At 34.4% G+C, this 17,274-nt stretch carries 12 protein-coding genes; 6 read left to right on the forward strand and 6 right to left on the reverse strand.

Annotated features, from left to right (window positions below; translation table 11 throughout):
- Window positions 1–18: 18 nt before the first annotated feature.
- Together M0M57_RS14070 and M0M57_RS14075 are read left to right on the forward strand one after the other, a co-directional pair.
- Complete coding sequence (locus M0M57_RS14070; RefSeq protein WP_248433684.1) at window positions 19–837, forward strand: M48 family metallopeptidase; 819 nt, start codon at window positions 19–21, stop codon at window positions 835–837.
- A gap of 64 nt (window positions 838–901) precedes the next feature.
- The gene (locus M0M57_RS14075; RefSeq protein ID WP_248433685.1) at window positions 902–2,206 is read left to right on the forward strand and encodes an MFS transporter; all 1,305 of its coding nucleotides are present in this window, start codon (window positions 902–904) and stop codon (window positions 2,204–2,206) included.
- A gap of 125 nt (window positions 2,207–2,331) precedes the next feature.
- Here the strand turns inward: M0M57_RS14075 and M0M57_RS14080 are convergent, their stop codons facing one another.
- From M0M57_RS14080 to M0M57_RS14095, 4 genes are read right to left on the reverse strand one after another with little or no spacing between them, the layout of a single operon-like run.
- Entirely contained in the window at window positions 2,332–3,054 is a 723-nt protein-coding gene (locus M0M57_RS14080; protein ID WP_248433686.1) for a head GIN domain-containing protein, read from the reverse strand.
- Between the two features lie 20 nt (window positions 3,055–3,074).
- On the reverse strand, window positions 3,075–4,130 hold the full coding sequence (locus tag M0M57_RS14085; RefSeq protein ID WP_248433687.1) for a hypothetical protein: 1,056 nt from the start codon (window positions 4,128–4,130) through the stop codon (window positions 3,075–3,077).
- Window positions 4,114–4,665 (reverse strand): anti-sigma factor, encoded by a 552-nt coding sequence (locus M0M57_RS14090; RefSeq protein WP_248433688.1) that lies wholly within the window; start codon window positions 4,663–4,665, stop codon window positions 4,114–4,116. The genes M0M57_RS14085 and M0M57_RS14090 overlap by 17 nt, the downstream gene beginning before the upstream one ends.
- A gap of 6 nt (window positions 4,666–4,671) precedes the next feature.
- Window positions 4,672–5,220, reverse strand: a complete 549-nt coding sequence (locus M0M57_RS14095) for an RNA polymerase sigma factor (RefSeq protein WP_248433689.1) — start codon at window positions 5,218–5,220, stop codon at window positions 4,672–4,674.
- A 124-nt stretch (window positions 5,221–5,344) separates the two neighbouring features.
- On the opposite strand from M0M57_RS14095, the gene M0M57_RS14100 reads away from it, so the two are divergent.
- The 4 genes from M0M57_RS14100 to M0M57_RS14115 all read left to right on the forward strand — a co-directional run bounded on the left by M0M57_RS14100 (window position 5,345) and on the right by M0M57_RS14115 (window position 11,618).
- Window positions 5,345–6,259 carry a DUF6252 family protein gene (locus M0M57_RS14100; protein WP_248433690.1) on the forward strand — a complete coding sequence of 305 codons (915 nt, stop codon included), beginning with the start codon at window positions 5,345–5,347 and terminating at the stop codon, window positions 6,257–6,259.
- Window positions 6,260–6,448: 189 nt separating this feature from the next.
- Entirely contained in the window at window positions 6,449–8,899 is a 2,451-nt protein-coding gene (gene lon / locus M0M57_RS14105; protein WP_248433691.1) for an endopeptidase La, read from the forward strand.
- Between the two features lie 145 nt (window positions 8,900–9,044).
- Window positions 9,045–10,064 (forward strand): type IX secretion system protein PorQ, encoded by a 1,020-nt coding sequence (gene porQ, locus M0M57_RS14110; RefSeq protein WP_248433692.1) that lies wholly within the window; start codon window positions 9,045–9,047, stop codon window positions 10,062–10,064.
- A 513-nt stretch (window positions 10,065–10,577) separates the two neighbouring features.
- Window positions 10,578–11,618: an IS110 family RNA-guided transposase gene (locus tag M0M57_RS14115; RefSeq protein WP_248432818.1), complete on the forward strand. Its 1,041-nt coding sequence runs from the start codon at window positions 10,578–10,580 to the stop codon at window positions 11,616–11,618.
- A gap of 190 nt (window positions 11,619–11,808) precedes the next feature.
- Here M0M57_RS14115 and M0M57_RS14120 read toward each other — a convergent pair whose 3' ends face one another.
- Both M0M57_RS14120 and M0M57_RS14125 read right to left on the reverse strand, forming a co-directional pair.
- A complete protein-coding gene (locus tag M0M57_RS14120; RefSeq protein ID WP_248433694.1) occupies window positions 11,809–14,214 on the reverse strand; it encodes an alpha-ketoacid dehydrogenase subunit alpha/beta in 2,406 nt (801 codons plus the stop codon).
- A 186-nt stretch (window positions 14,215–14,400) separates the two neighbouring features.
- Window positions 14,401–17,232: an aminopeptidase gene (locus M0M57_RS14125; RefSeq protein ID WP_248433695.1), complete on the reverse strand. Its 2,832-nt coding sequence runs from the start codon at window positions 17,230–17,232 to the stop codon at window positions 14,401–14,403.
- Window positions 17,233–17,274 lie beyond the last annotated feature (42 nt).

Genomic DNA, 17,274 nt, shown 5'->3' on the forward strand with positions numbered 1-17,274 from the left:
AGCCTAATTTTAAATAAAATGAAAAGAATTATTGCGTTTAGTTCGTTTAGTGCATTAGTACTTACGATGGGGTGTGCTACCAATCCGTTAACAGGAAAAAGCACGTTGGCTTTAGTGGGCAACAGTTCAATTTTTCCTTCAGCATTCCAACAGTATGACACGTTTTTAAAAGAAAACAAAGTTGTAACCGGAACCGCTGATGCAAAAAGAGTAGAAGCTGTAGGAATAAAAATCAGACAAGCAGCTGAAAAATGGTTAACAGCCGTTGGTCAATCTAATTATCTGAAAGATTATCAATGGGAATACAAATTGGTTCAAGATGATGCTGTGAATGCTTGGTGTATGCCGGGCGGAAAAATTGTAGTTTACACAGGAATTTTGCCTGTTACCAAAGATGAAGCAGGTTTAGCTACAGTAATGGGTCACGAAGTTGCTCACGCACTTTTAAACCATGGTCAACAACGAATGAGTGCCGGAATGTTACAACAAGCCGGAGCTGTTGGAGTTGGCTTGGCAGTAGGAGAAAAAAATGAGCAAACACAAGCCATAGCGATGACAGCGTATGGAGCAGGTTCTCAAATGTTTGGAATGTTACCTTTTAGCCGAAGTCACGAAAGTGAAGCCGATAAAATTGGTTTGATTTTAATGGCGATTGCAGGTTATAATCCCGAAGCATCAGTTCCTTTTTGGGAAAGAATGGGAGCAGCGTCCGGAGGTTCAGCACCGGCTGAATTTATGAGTACGCACCCTTCGCATAACACAAGGGTTTCTAATCTTAGAAAATGGATTCCGGAAGCGAAAGCGGAAGCTGCAAAATACGGAGTCGTATTCAAGTAAAAAATTAGTATCTTCGAAGCTGTTCTGAAAAGAGCAGCTTTTTTTATGACCAAAAATTTCAACTATGGCAACACTTGCAAAAGGAAGTAAGAAATTAACCAACGCTTGGGCTTTTTATGATTGGGCGAATTCGGTTTATCCATTAGTCATTTCATCCTCTATTTTTCCGTTGTATTATGGGTTTTTATTTCCGAAAGAAAATCCCAATATTCTTTTTTTAGGATACGAATTTAAAAGTACGGCACTCATCAGTTTTGTCACTGCTTTTGCATTTTTATGCGTTGCTTTTATTTCACCAATTTTATCAGGAATTGCCGATTTTGCAGGTAATAAAAAACGATTTATGCAGTTTTTCTGCTATTTGGGAGCCATTTCTTGTATTGGAATGTATTGGTTTACGAAAGACAATATTTATTTCGGAATTGTCTGTTTCTTTTTTGGATTGATAGGATTTTGGGGAAGTTTGGTATTTTATAATTCGTATTTGCCCGACATCGCATACAAAGAACAACAAGACAGTTTGAGTGCAAAAGGGTATTCGTTTGGATATATCGGAAGTGTGATTTTGTTAGTCATTAATTTAATAATGATATTAGGAAAAGAAGGAGAAGAAGCTCTTCACGCAATGCGAATGGCTTTTGCTATGACTGGAATTTGGTGGATTCTTTTTGCTCAATATGCATTTTGGTATCTTCCGAAAGGAAATAAAAATGCTGATAAAATTACGAAAGATGTTGTCTTAAATGGATTTCGAGAACTGAAAAAAGTACAAAGCCAATTATACCAAAACCTAAGACTTTATCGTTATTTAGTTGCTTTTTTTGTGTATAGTATGGCGGTTCAAACGGTGATGTTAGTTGCGACTTATTTTGGTGAACAGGAAATTAATTGGTCAACCGATAGCGAAAAAACAACCGGTTTAATCATAAGTATTTTGGTGATTCAATTGGTTGCAGTACTTGGAGCAACATTAACATCCAAAGCTTCAGAAAAATTCGGAAATATTTCAACGTTGATTGTGATTAATGCTATTTGGGCAATCATTTGTGTGTTTGCTTATTTTGTTACCGAACCCATTCATTTTTATGTTACAGCCGGATTTGTTGGATTAGTGATGGGCGGAATTCAAGCACTTTCTCGCTCAACTTATTCTAAATTTTTACCTAAAACGGATGATACCGCTTCCTTTTTTAGTTTTTATGACGTTGCCGAAAAAATCGGAATTGTGATTGGTATGGCAATTTATGGAACGATTGATCAAATCACAGGAAGTATGCGAAATGCCATTGTTTTTCTGATGGTTTTCTTCGTAGCAGGATTATTATTGTTGTTACGAGTTACCAAAAATGAAACTTCAGAAGTGGAATAATTTTTAAATAAAATAGGTCGCAAATAGTAATTTCTTATTTCAAATAAAAGGCCACGAATTCCACAAATTCCACGAATTAATTCATACTAATTCGTGTAATTTGTGAAATTCGTGGCAAAAAAATCTTAAATCATTTTAATTTTCCCTGAACCAACCACTTTAGTATCGATTTTTTTAGGATTTCCTTTGTATTCAATATCGCCTGAACCGGCTACACGGGCTTCGATTAATTCTGAACAAGTTGTGGATATATTCCCTGAACCGGAAAGAGTTGCCTTGCTGTTCTCAGATTGCAAACCAAACGCTTCGATATCTCCTGAACCGGATACAGTTAATTCTAAATTTTTAGTTTTTCCTTTCAATTCAATATCACCTGAACCGGCTACTTTTGCTTCTACATTTTGTGAATCTACAGTTAATTTAATATCTCCCGAACCGGCCAAAGTAGCTTTAAAATCAGATGATTTCAATGTGAAATTAGATACAATTCCACCAGAACCAGCTAAACTTACTTTTGAAATTTCTTGAACCGGAACAGTAATTTCAATTTTATTTCCTTTAGATGGATTTAGATTATACCCTTTTTCTGTACGAATTTTCAAATCGCTTCCTTCGTTTTCAACGACTATAAATTCTAATAAATTTTCTTCTCCTTTAATAGATATTTTACCTTCTTTTCCTTCCACCAAAGTCACATTGAAAAATCCTGCGACACTTATCGATTCATAATCGGAAGTTGTAATTTCTTTGGAAACTACGGTTCCGTTTCCTTTAATTTTTTCTTGTCCCCATTGTGCAGAAACAATTGAAACGGTAAAAACAGCTACTAATGTGATTAATTTTTGCATTTTGTTTGATTTTTGATTGATTAATTAGATAAATTTAAATTTACATTTCCATAACTGGATGAAATAGTCATTTTATTGGCTCCACTTTTTTTGTAGTAACCTTTGTAAGATTTGCTTGATTGCGTTTCTACTCGTGCACTATATTCCAAAGGTGCTTCACTTTTAAAATTGGCATATTTAGTTGAAACATCAAAATCAAAATGATAATTGACACTGTGATTTACTTTTATGTTAGTGTAACCCGATGAAATTGATATGTTACTGGCTTTTGCCGAAACGCCATTTAGTGAAAAATTACTATAATTAGTGGTTAGTTTCAAATTGTTTTCAATTTCATCAATTTTAATGGTTAAGTAATTTCCGCTTCCTTCCACATTGTTCACTTTTCCCATGGCAATTTTTCCGTAATTACTGTCGTATTTTAAGTTACTTCCGTTAAGAACAACCACATCCGTATAACTGGAATTCAAATCTAAATTGTTAAAAGAGCCAACATTTAAACTCGAATATTTAGCATTAACAACTGCATTTTTCAAGCTTTCAATGGTTGATTTTGAACAATAATCAATTTTGATGTTATTGGAAGAATTGTTTAATTTTCCCATTGAAATTTTTCCGTATTTACATAAAATATCAGTGCTTCCATTTAAATCGTGTGTCACAATATTACCGTATTGATTTTCAATTTTCACGTTTCCGTTTTTCGGAATTTTCACGGTATAATTCACTTCCATACTGGTTCTTCTTCCTGAACTACTTACTTTATCAAAGATAGTTTTAGCAGAATAAAGACTTTTTGAACCTCCAAATTCAATGGAAATCGAAGCTAATTTTTTATCTACCCAACTTTCGTCGTCGCCACTGATAGTTACCACTACTTCAATGTCAATTGTATTTTCACCCCAAGTCGTGACAAACACATTTCCGTATTTGTTGTCAATGTCAACTGTTGCGTCTGCGTTAACAGCAACCACTTTTTTAACCGTTTTTTGTTTGGTATATTTTCCGTTGTGATCAGTTGCAAAACTTGATACTGCAACAAAACAAATTAGTAATAAACTATATAGATTTTTCATTTTCGATGTTTTTTTGATGATTAATGATTTCAATTTTTTTGATTACTTCTTCCAGAAATGAAATTCGAGTTTGAAAATTCAGAATCATGGCATGAAGCAATTGTTTGGTGTCACCGTTTTTTTGTAATTCGTTGATGATTTTTTGATAATCTTGCTCAAAAACTTTCATTTGATTAAGGGCATCATTGATAATTTGTTCCGTTTCAGGAGTTTGTTTTGATTTTAAATCGGTCAATTCTTTTTCAACCACAGAAGCAAAGTAATCGTGGGTTTCTTTGGTCTGTGCCGATGCATTCTGCCATTGATTAGTTGGCTGATTGTCAGCTTTTAGTTGATAAAAACCTATGATTCCCGCAATCAATAGGAGTGAAGCTGCTAAAGAAAGCGGCATCCAGTTTTTCTTTTTTGTTTGCACGGGTTCTACATTTAGTTTTTTCAAAAATCGATCGGAATGACCTAACCGTGGTGTTTCGGTATCCCACTGATTTTCTAATTGACTAAACAATGTTTCGATTGAATCTTTTTTCTCTTTCATACTCTTTTATTTTGATGCTAATTGCATTCGTAAACTTTCTTTTGCTCTGCTCAAAGTCGTGCGGCAGTTGGCATAACTGATATTGATAATTTCGCAAACTTCTTCTAAATCATAGCCTTCAATTAAAACCAAAGTCAAAATCATCCGATAACTTTCTTTTAGTTTTTGCATAGCGTTCATAATTTCCTGAACTTTCAGATTTGTATGATCGATTGGCTCGTCTTCTTGTACATCTTCAATTTTGTATGCTTTTGCTTCATAATCATCATGATTAAAAAAACTGTTTTTTTTATAAAAATCGATACTGTAATTAATTACAATTCGTTTTAACCAAGCTCCAAAAGCGAATTCACCTTTGAATGTTTCAAGTTTTTGAAAAGCTTTCAAAAAAGCTTCTTGCATCACATCTTCGGCAAAATGTTCATCTTTCACAATTCGAAGAGCCACGTTATACATCGCTTTGCAATAGCGATTATACACCTCTAATTGTGCTTTTTGGTTATTTTGCTTGCAGAGCGATATCAGTTGCTCAATATTTTCGTTTGCTAAACTCAATCGGTTGACTTTGATTTGATATAATGACTGACTGTTTTTTGAAATGTTACAGTTTTGTAAAAATAAAATATTAAAATTTCCTGTAAGCGAAAAGTAATTTTTATATTTGGAAAAATTTAATATAATGAAGAAGCATAATTTACTGACCTATTTATTTATTTTTTGTACAGCATTATTCACTTCGTGTACAGAAGAATTTGAGCCAATCGATCCGGCGATACAAATTCCAGGTGATAATGGAGGAGGTGGAAACACAGCAGCTGTTTTTAGTGTTGATTTTAACGGACAAACCTTTGTTGCAAGCAATTATCAAGCGGTAATTACAGGTGGATCAATTGTTGTTTCGGGAATTAGAGCATCCAATGGCGATAGCGTTTCTTTTATTGTTGATGGAACAACAACAGGTTCATATCCAGCGAAAGATAATATTATAATTTATCAACCAGCCGGTACAGAATATGGCTATTTAGGCATAAACTATTCTAATCCGGATTCAAATACGGGTTCAATTGTTATAACATCTATCAACACAACCAACAATACTATTTCAGGAACATTCAATTTTACAGGCTATTGGTCTGATATTGATGAAGAAGGTGTTTTACCAATTGCTTTTACAAATGGTGTTTTTAATAATATTCCATTCACTAGTGAAAACTATACTGAAGATACTTTTTTTGCCAAAGTTGATGGTCAAGATTTCGTAGATGTTGATATTTTTACTGCCATTTCATCTGCTGGTGATGTTGAGTTGATTTCAGTTGCAGGGCATGATGCCGATGATAATAGCATTACTGTTAGTGTAAGAAGTAATATTAGTCCCGGAACTTATCAAATTACGGGTAGTAATTCAGATTTAGTTCAAATGTATTATGATAAAGAATCTACCGATTTTTGGGAAAGATGTTTAAATGGAACTGTAACTGTAGTAGAACGAACTGCAACTCAATTAAAATGTACTTTTAGCGGAATTGTAACTGATGGAGAAACTGCATATTCAATCACTGAAGGTGCTTTTGATGTTCAATACGACGATTAAAAGATTTACATAAAAATATGAAATCCCGCCTGTCGGGATTTTTTTATGGCATGTATTTTGACTATTTAAAGTATAGAAAATGCATTTCATCGTTTTTGTAAGTTTTTGTAACTCATTATCAACAAGATGAATTATATTTGATATCCATTATCAGAAAATTATTAATGACAAATTGACCCTATTTAGTATATGTCAAACCACAATATAAAAACTCTTGACAAAATGTCACTTCATGATTTCGATACCGAAGCCGATTTAATTCCGCTTCTTACACCCGAAGATGAAGAAGAAATGGCTAATGAAGAATTGCCGAATTCGATTGCTATTTTACCACTTAGAAACACAGTGCTTTTTCCCGGTGTTGTTATTCCCATAACAGCAGGAAGAGATAAATCTATAAAATTGATTAACGATGCCAATGCTGCAGGAAAAGTAATTGGTGTTGTTGCTCAAAAAGATGAAGATATTGAAGACCCTACCCGAGATGATATTCATCAAATTGGAACGGTGGCTCAAATTCTTCGTGTATTGAAAATGCCTGATGGAAACGTAACCGTTATTCTTCAAGGAAAAAAACGTTTTCAAATTAGTAAAGTCATTTCAGAAGAACCCTATATCAATGCGTTGATTAAAGAAGTTCCTGAAAAAAGACCAAGCGTTGCCGACACAGAGTTTGGTGCTATCATCGATTCTGTTAAAGAAATAGCCATTAAAATCATCAAAGAGAGCCCGAATATTCCAACCGAAGCTACTTTTGCTATCAAAAATATTGAAAGTCAATCGTTCTTAATCAATTTTGTTTCTTCCAACATGAATTTAGATGTGAAAGAAAAACAAGATTTATTATCGATGAATATTTTAAAAGAAAGAGCTCTTTCTACCTTGCGATACATGAATACTGAATTGCAAAAGTTGGAGTTAAAAAACGATATTCAGTCCAAAGTACGTATTGATTTAGACCAACAGCAAAGAGAATATTTCCTTCATCAACAAATGAAAACCATTCAAGAAGAATTGGGTGGTGTTTCGTACGATCAAGAAATTGATGAAATGCGTGTGAAGGCAAAAGGAAAAAAATGGGATGAAAAAGTTGAAAAACATTTTGAAAAAGAAATTTCCAAATTACAACGAACTAATCCGCAATCGCCAGATTTTGGAATACTTCGCAACTATTTAGAACTTTTTCTTGAATTGCCTTGGAATAATTTTTCTAAAGATAATTTTGATTTAAAAAGAGCTCAAAAAATATTAGACAAAGATCATTTTGGTCTTGAAGATGTAAAAAAACGAATCATCGAACATTTAGCAGTTTTGAAATTGCGAAATGATATGAAATCGCCAATTATCTGTTTAACAGGTCCTCCGGGAGTTGGAAAAACATCCATTGGGAAATCTATTGCAAAAGCACTAGGTAGAGAATATGTTCGCATGTCATTAGGTGGATTACGTGATGAAGCTGAAATCAGAGGTCATCGTAAAACCTATATTGGAGCAATGCCCGGAAGAATTTTGCAAAGTTTGAAAAAAGCAGGAACTTCCAATCCGGTTTTTGTATTAGATGAAATTGATAAATTATCGGTTAGTCATTCGGGAGATCCTTCTTCTGCATTATTAGAAGTGTTGGATCCTGAACAAAACAAGGAGTTTTACGATAATTTCCTTGAAATGGGATTTGATTTGTCTAAAGTGATGTTTATTGCTACTTCCAACACGATGACAACCATTCAACCTGCTTTGAAAGACAGAATGGAAGTAATTAAAATGACCGGTTATACAATTGAAGAAAAAGTAGAAATCGCTCGTCAACATTTATTTCCAAAACAGTTGAAGGAACATGGTTTAACCACCAAACACTTAACTATTGGAAAACGTCAGTTAGAAAAAGTTATTGAAGGGTATACAAGAGAATCCGGTGTTAGAGCATTAGAACAGAAATTAGCACAAGTGATTCGTCATGCAGCCAAATCGGTCGCCATGGAGGAAGAATATAATATGAAAGTGACTGATGAAGACATCATCAAAACATTAGGAGCACCTCGTTTAGAAAGAGATAAATCAGAAGGAAATGAAGTGGCCGGTGTTGTTACTGGTTTAGCTTGGACGAGTGTTGGTGGAGATATTTTATTTATTGAGTCCTTGATTTCCAAAGGAAAAGGAACACTTACCTTAACCGGAAATTTAGGTACGGTGATGAAAGAATCGGCTACCATTGCCATGGAATACATTAAGTCGAATGCTGAATTGTTAGGGGTTAATCAAGAAGTGCTTCAAAACTATAACATTCATATTCACGTTCCGGAAGGAGCAACACCAAAAGACGGACCAAGTGCCGGAATTGCCATGTTAACTTCGTTAGTTTCTGTATTAACTCAAAAAAGAGTGAAAAAGAGTTTGGCGATGACCGGAGAAATCACGCTTCGCGGAAAAGTGCTTCCTGTGGGCGGAATCAAAGAAAAAATCTTGGCAGCTAAAAGAGCCAATATCAAAGAAATCATTTTGTGTGCAGACAATAAGCATGATATTGATGAAATTAAATCCGAATATTTAGCAGGTTTGACCTTTCATTATGTGAAAGAAATGAGTGAAGTAGTTACTTTAGCAATCACTAATCAGAAAGCTAAAAACGCTAAAGAGCTTTAAGAAATAAAACAAATTTTAGAAAGTTGGTGTTATAAAAAGCACCAACTTTTTTATTGGCTTATTTTTATTTTAAGATAAATTTACTGAGCAAAAAATAATATCTTCGCATTACCGTTATCATTTAGCTAACTGAGTTCCGTTTATAATGTTTAAAAACTTTTTATGTCTTTCATTTCTTCTTTTTTGTGCTGTGAGCTACAGCCAAATTGGTGGACAATCAGTATATCAGTTTTTAAACTTGGTAACTTCGCCCAGACAAGCCGCTTTGGGTGGTAAAATAATTACCCATTATGATTATGATGTGAATGCAGGAATATTCAATCCCGCCAGTATAAACAACCAAATGGATAATCACCTTTCGGTGAATTACGGAAATTATTTTGGTGAAATCACCTACGGAACAGCTGCTTATGCTTACACCTACGATCGTCATGTGCAAACTTTTCACGCCGGTGTAAGTTATGTTAACTACGGAACTTTTGAAGGTTATGATGAAAACGGTCAACAAACTGCCGATTTTACAGGAAGTGAAGCCGCACTATCCTTCGGATATTCTTATAATTTGCCTTTTACCGATTTTTATATTGGAGCTAATGCTAAATTAATTACTTCTACCTTAGAAAGTTATAATTCATTTGGTGGAGCTTTGGATATTGGTGCATTATATATTGATGAACGCAACGACATTAATTTTGCTTTAGTAATCCGAAACATTGGTACTCAGTTTACGACTTATGCAGGAACACAAGAAAAGTTACCACTTGAAATCTTAGCCGGAATTTCGCAAGAAGTAGAAAATGTTCCAATTCGATGGCATATTACGTTAGAAAATTTACAACAATGGAATATTGCTTTTTCCAATCCTGCCCGAGCGGAAGGTAATTTAGACGGAGGTCAACAAGAAGAAAAAGTTTCTTTTTTCAATAATGCACTTCGTCATGTGATTTTGGGAGCCGAATTGTTTCCCGGAAAGGCATTTAATCTTCGAGTTGGTTATAATTTTAGACGTGGTGAAGAATTGCGAATTGTAGACCAACGCCATTTTTCAGGTATTTCCGCTGGTTTTAGCTTGCGATTTAATAAAGTGCGTTTTGATTATTCTTATTCGCGATATACAGTGGCAGCAAACACGAGTTTGTTTGGGTTGATGATTAATTTGCAGTAAGATGGAAGATGGAAGACCAAAATTCATAAATATATGCAAATTTTTTAGTAGCAAATCCGTTTATATCTAGTACAGCTAAGCAATCAAAATCTGTGAAAATCTGCTTTTTGCGAAGCAAATCATTTCAACCTGCCGGCAGGCAGGTCTGCGTTTCATTTTTAAGTTTTGTGTAGATTATTTCTTTTGAAATTTATAGTTGCACTGAATTGCGTTAGGGATAGTAGCGAAAAGCCCGCAGAGAGGAGGCACGACGAACGATCCCGATAGCTCCTATGTTTGCAAAATAAAGTTGATATTATAAATTTGAAGAAATAAAGTGAAAAGAAAGAGAGTATACCGATGGCTAAATAACTCTTGAAGTATATTGTTCGATAGATATTACCTCTTTCTTTTTTATCTTTTAGAGTTTGAACAGAATGTAAAGAATTGAGTATTGCTTAATATCTTGAATATCCAACTAGGAGAAAAGACGAAGGAAGATACATCACTTTATCAATTACTAATATTAAAAAAATGATTAAAAAATTATTAAAACAAGTCGCAGGAATTGATGTTGCTCAAAAGGAATTAGTCATTACTTTAGGCCGTATATATGAAGATTTCAACATTGAGTTATTTAGTTACAAAGTTTTTAAAAACAGTGATTCTGGAATTAAATCATTGGTTGAATGGGTAAATAAGCAAATAGATAAAGAGCTTCCCATACGTTACGTTATGGAAGCAACCGGAGTTTATCATCAAAAGTTTGCATATCATTTAGTCGATAACGGTTGTGAGGTAAGTATTGTATTACCCAATAAGATTAGTAATTACATACGAACCTTAGAACAAAAAACAGTAACCGATAAGAGTTGTTCGCAAGCAATTGCACAATTTGGATTAGAGCGAAAATTAGATCGATGGACAAAGCCTAAAAGCATTTACAGGGAGCTACAACAGCTTACCCGTGAAAGAGAGCAAATTGTTCAAGAGAGGAGTAATATTAAAAACCAAATACATGCTGAAAGTGTAGAAGCTATGCCAAATGAACGAAGTCTTGATAGGATGAAAAAGAGAATAGTATTATTGAATTTACAAGAAAAAGAAATAAAAAAAGAAATCAACGAAATTACAAAAGCTGATCTTCAAGTGTCCAATATCATCAAAAGAGTTACATCAATACCTGGTGTTGGTGAATTAACCGCAGTGACAGTTTTAGCGGAAACAAACGGTTTTGAATTAATAAGAAACAAATCTCAGCTAACTAGTTATGCAGGACTGGATGTAAAAGAAAAGCAATCAGGAACCTCAGTAAAGGGGAAGCCAAGAATATCCAAGAAAGGAAATAGGTTTTTAAGAAAATCATTGCATTTACCAGCATTAAGTGCTGTAAAATGGGATGAAAATTTTAAAAGTGTTTACGCAAGATTAGTGTCTAAACACGGTATTAAAATGAAAGCTTTGGTAGCAGTTCAAAGAAAGTTACTCGAACTAATCTATATTTTATTCAAAAATGAAACAGTTTACGATAAAGAATATATAACAAAAAATAGCGTGCAAACACAAATGGTTTAAACACGCTATAGAGACTAGTTCAGAGACTGTCTTGAAAAACAAAACTAATAAAAATTTAGATTTTATTTTGGAAATCAACACAGAATCTATCGGGATGCAGCGGATAGCCCGACCCGTAGCTTGCGGAGGGGAACGCCCAAAAAAAGTCATAAAAAAACCGCTAAAAAGCGGTTTAAATATAGTTGGTTTTTTAATATAATTCCGGGAATTCTTTTGGATTCACTTCATGCATCATCGCATACACTTTTTCATAAATATCTTCCGCAGAGGGTTTACAGAAATAATCGCCATCAGTACCATACGCCGGACGATGCGGTTGAGCTGCTAGTGTTTGCGGTTTACTATCTAAGTAATCGTAGCCATTTTGAACATCTAATACTTGTTGCAAGATAAAAGCAGAAGCTCCGCCGGGAACGTCTTCATCTACTACCAATAAACGATTGGTTTGGGCTAAACTTTTCTTAATATCATGGTTGATGTCGAATGGTAAAAGTGATTGAATGTCAATGATTTCGCAATCAATTCCAACTTCTAATAATTCTTTGGCTGCTTGCTCAACTAATCGAAGTGTAGAACCATAAGAAACGATGGTAACATCTATTCCTTTTTTGATGGTTTCTACCACACCAATTGGAGTTTTAAACGTTCCTAAATTGGTAGGCATTTTTTCTTTTAAACGATATCCGTTCAAACATTCGATAAGCAAAGCAGGTTCGTCGGTTTCTAATAAGGTGTTATAAAATCCTGCTGCTTTGGTCATGTTTCTGGGCACCAACACGTGAATGCCACGAACGGCATTAATAATCATTCCCATGGGTGAACCGGAGTGCCAAACGCCTTCTAAACGGTGTCCGCGAGTACGAATAATCAACGGTGCTTTTTGACGGCCTTTGGTACGGTATTGTAACGTAGCCAAATCATCACTCATGATTTGAATGGCATACAGTAGATAATCTAAATATTGAATTTCGGCAATAGGGCGGAGGCCTCGCATGGCCATTCCGATTCCTTGGCCTAAAATGGTGGCTTCACGAATACCGGCATCGGCTACACGCATTTCGCCGAATTTTTCTTGCATGCCTTCTAAACCTTGGTTTACGTCGCCAATGTTTCCGGAATCTTCTCCAAAAATCAATACTTCTGGATGTTTGTTGAAAATGGCATCAAAGTTATCACGAAGTACTAAACGAGCATCTACTTCTTCGGCAGATGCATCATAGGTTGGCAACACTTCTTTGACCGAAGTTACTTGTTGAGCCGATTCAGAAAACAAATGCGAACTGAATTTCGGTTGGATTTTTGACATGTAGTTTTTAATCCACGTTGCTAATTGTGGTTGTGCTTTTTCGCCCACAATCATGCGTAAAACTTTTCGGGCAGCGGTAATAATATCTTTGCGAATCGGTTCTTTAATATCTTTTAAATCGTTGGCGAATTTTTGGATAAAAACGCGGTTTACACTCGTTGAAGCAATGCTTTCCAACAAAGCAACTAATTCGTTTTGCTCTTTTTTGAAAGGTTCTACAAAGGCAGTCCAAGCTGCTTTTTTGCCTTCTAAAACTTCTTTTTTAGTTACATTGTCAATTTCTTCAATTTCTTCGGCAGTGGCAATGTTGTTGGCAATCATCCACAAACGCATTTGAGCCAAACAATCAAATTCGGCTTCCCAAGCTAATCGTTCTGCATTTTTGTAGCGTTCATGACTTCCGGAAGTGGAGTGACCTTGCGGTTGCGTTAATTCGCTTACGTGAATTAAAACCGGAACGTGTTCTTCGCGAGCAATTTGAGCGGCACGTTGATAGGTTCCTACCAAAGCGGCATAATCCCAACCTAACACATTCATGATTTCGTAACCCTTATTGTCTTGATCCCGTTGAAAACCTTTTAGGATTTCAGAGATATTTTCTTTGGTAGTTTGGTAGCGAGCATGAACGGAAATTCCGTATTCGTCATCCCAAACGCTCATGACCATTGGCACTTGAAGAACTCCGGCGGCGTTGATGGTTTCAAAGAAAAGACCTTCGGAAGTACTTGCATTTCCAATCGTTCCCCAAGCAATTTCGTTTCCGTTATCGGAGAATTTATTTTTTTTCGGTAAAACCGAAACGTTTCTGTAAATTTTAGAAGCTTGAGCCAATCCTAACAAACGCGGCATTTGTCCGGCAGTAGGAGAGATGTCGGCACTTGAATTTTTTTGTTTGGTTAAATCGTTCCAGTTTCCGTTTTCGTCAAGCGAATGCGTAGCAAAGTGTCCGCCCATTTGACGACCGGCACTCATTGGATCGTGTTCCAAATCGGTATGACCGTATAAGCCGGCAAAAAACTGTTGAATGTTTAATTGACCAATGGCCATCATAAACGTTTGATCACGGTAATATCCTGAACGGAAATCACCATTTTTAAACGCTTTTGCCATGGCTAATTGCGGTACTTCTTTACCATCACCAAAAATACCAAATTTGGCTTTTCCGGTTAGCACTTCACGTCGCCCTAAGAGGGAACATTCTCTGCTGGTAGTTGCAATTTTATAGTCGTTTAAAACTTCTGTTCGGAAATCTTCAAACGTCATGGCTTGTTTGGTTTCTGGTGCTGTCATAAGTCAAAAAAATTCTTGTAATGAACAAATTTAAGTAAAAACTTGGAAAAACAATACATTGTGTATAAAAATAAATTTATACTATTGATAAAAAAAATGTTGATATGGGATATATGTTTGTATTTTTAATTGAAAAATATTCATATTAATGAATAAAATGTAATTTATTAAAGATTTTTTAATCAATTAAAACCATTTTCGAGTAAATAAACTGACTAACACATTTGGACTTAATGTTACCATAAATCGGATACGTTCTCCATAGTTTTTATTATCAACTTCCCAGCCGTTGGAAGAGTAAATTGGGAAATAAAGTTCAAAATAATCGGTTACTAAATTGAGTCTGATTCCACTATCGTAAACAAATTTGGCGGATTCGTTTTCATTTTTTAAAGCACCAATGTCGCCATATACTTCAATCCAATTCCAAATATTAACGCTTGTGTTAAAAGTAGTTATCCATTGATTGGCATAGGGTGTGTCGAGTTGAGATTTAAATGCACCTTCAGCAACAATGTACTGCTGACTGAATAGACCGGATGTTTCAGAACGGCCATACAAACCATAATCAAACATATAATCGGTTGGTCTGTTGAGTGCAAAACTAAAGAAATCGGAATCTGTTTTTCTATACAAAAAAGTCCCGGCATAAAAACGAAGGTTGATTTGTCTGTTGTTTTCAAATAATTTTCGGTATTCCATTTCAACTACTGCTTTTCCGAAAGAATTGGCTATTTGAAGATCGGATTTAAAACCGAAATGATTTTTTACTTCTGTTTTAACGTTGTAGTACCGCATATTAAAAATGGAGTAATTTTCATTTTCTTCTTCCAATGCAACAAACGGCGATTGTTCTCTTTCAATAATTATTTGTCGCAGCATTAATGATTCTTTTCGATTATCGCGATAATTATCTGGACGTTTAAAGAATTGAATTGTTGGATTAAAACGGATGTAGCTTGCATCTTGAGCATAATCGAAAAATTGTCCTGAAAATCCGTATCGAATAAGATATATATTACTGTGTCGTCTATACTGATTTCCGGTAACTCTGAAGTTTCCAATCATTTTTTGTGTTAAGGTGGAGTAGGCCGGATTAACATCAAAAATGATAGGTTTGTCTAAAAAGGTTTTGTTGTGAAAACGCATTCCGGGCATCAAACCGTTATACAAATTATATTCTAAGGTCGGTACATATAAAATTTGGTTGTGATAAGGATCTTCCAAATCTTTCAGGAAATTGAACTTTATCGGACGGTCATTGAATGAATAATTTTTGAGCGATTTCCAGTTGTTTCGTAAGTTATATTCAGGAACTTCGTTTTCATAATTTAATACAATTCGGTTGGCATCGTTTCGACTCATCGTGATAGTAGTGTCGCTTTTAATGTTTTCGAGCCATTCTTTAAATACGATTTCGTCCTTTTTTAAACCGAAAATTGGGATTGGAACGACTACTCCTGTTTTATTTCGAACAGTAAAAGTGATGCTGTCGTTTGTTGTAGAAACATCGGTAAATTTATAGTCAACAATTTCTCTGGAGTTGATAATTGTTTCAAAAAACCAATCGATGTTGTTAGGGCAATTTTGCCGGAGTATATTTTCAAAATCTTTTCCTGAAGTTTGTTGTTGTTTGTTCAATTCAAAAAACGAATGAATGCTTTTGGAAGCCAAATTGTTTCCGCAGTAATCATCGAGGTACTTTAAACTTAACCCGGCTCTGTATTTTCCGGCAATTTGTTCGTTGAATTTTAGTAAAGTGTTTTTCGGATTTCCGATGGGTTGATCTAAATTTTTTCTTGTCATCAGCATATAATAATAACTGTATTGCTCGTTAAAATCTAAATTAAATAAGTTAAAACCTTTTAGTATTTTTAGTTTAGAAATATTTCCCATCATTTTCATGTCGGGATAATTTTCATCAATATATTTCATCATGATGTGCACTTGAATGGCATCATAAATCCAATTGTCGTTGCGAGCATTTAGTTTTAAATTATTTTTTAAATATCTGTTTACATAGGTTTTTAGAAACTTAATTTCATATAAAAAACTATCAGGATATGGGCTGATAAAAGCCGGAAGTTGATTTAATCCGTAAAAAGGATTTCTTTCATAATCAGCTTGTGAGACTATTATGGTTGAATTATTTGTAGAACCAATATTTTCATCAGTAAATTTTACAATTTTATCAATAATCACCGCTTTTTGAATATCATCAAGGCGATTGTCTTTTAGGTTGGTATAAACATCTGCAATTGAATTTTTATAACGATTGAAGGTGATGATTTCTTCTGAATAAATGCTGAAATCGGTTCTATCTTTTCCTTCTAAAGTATAAATGGTATGTTTTCCATTTTTTTCAGATGAAACGATCGTCAAATCTGAAAAAAGTTTTTGATTTTGTGTTGTTTTGAAAGTAATAGTATAATCCGAAGGAGCATTTGTAATATCATCTACATTATAATTGCTATTCATACAAAAAGCATTGTTTTCAAATCTTGCAGCAGTTAAAAACCAATTCTTTAGGTTAAATCCACCTTCGTTAGTATAACCGTATTTTGTGAATTTATTACTCGGAATTTTAACGCGATAAGTGAGATTGAATTTAATTTTTTGATTTGGACCCAATTTTTCATTTAAAGTTACTTCAATCAAATCCGGATGTTTTTCGGGTCGGCACCAATTTAAAAAAGATTTGTTTTCATCAATGATTGTTATATCTGATGTACTTCCTCTTTCATACGATTTTGCTAAATGAAAACTCCTTACAAATTCATCTGAAAATCGTTTGGCTAAGGGAGTGTTTTTATCTGAAAAAGCATTGTTCCAGTCATTCAAAATGATTTTGCCAAGACTGTCAGTTCCCGTATTTTGAAAAATAATCTCCTGCTGAACGGTGAGTGACTTTTGTTCAGGAAGCAATTCAACATAAAGTGAATTACTGTTTTGAGCAAATAAACACTTACCAATCAGCAAAGTAGAAAGGCAAAAGATAATTTTAATAAAAGAATTCAACTGCAATTTTTTAGGTTGAAAGATATTAAATTATTTGCATCA

Origin of the sequence: Flavobacterium azooxidireducens, assembly GCF_023195775.1 — a bacterium.
Taxonomy (GTDB): Bacteria; Bacteroidota; Bacteroidia; order Flavobacteriales; family Flavobacteriaceae; genus Flavobacterium; species Flavobacterium azooxidireducens.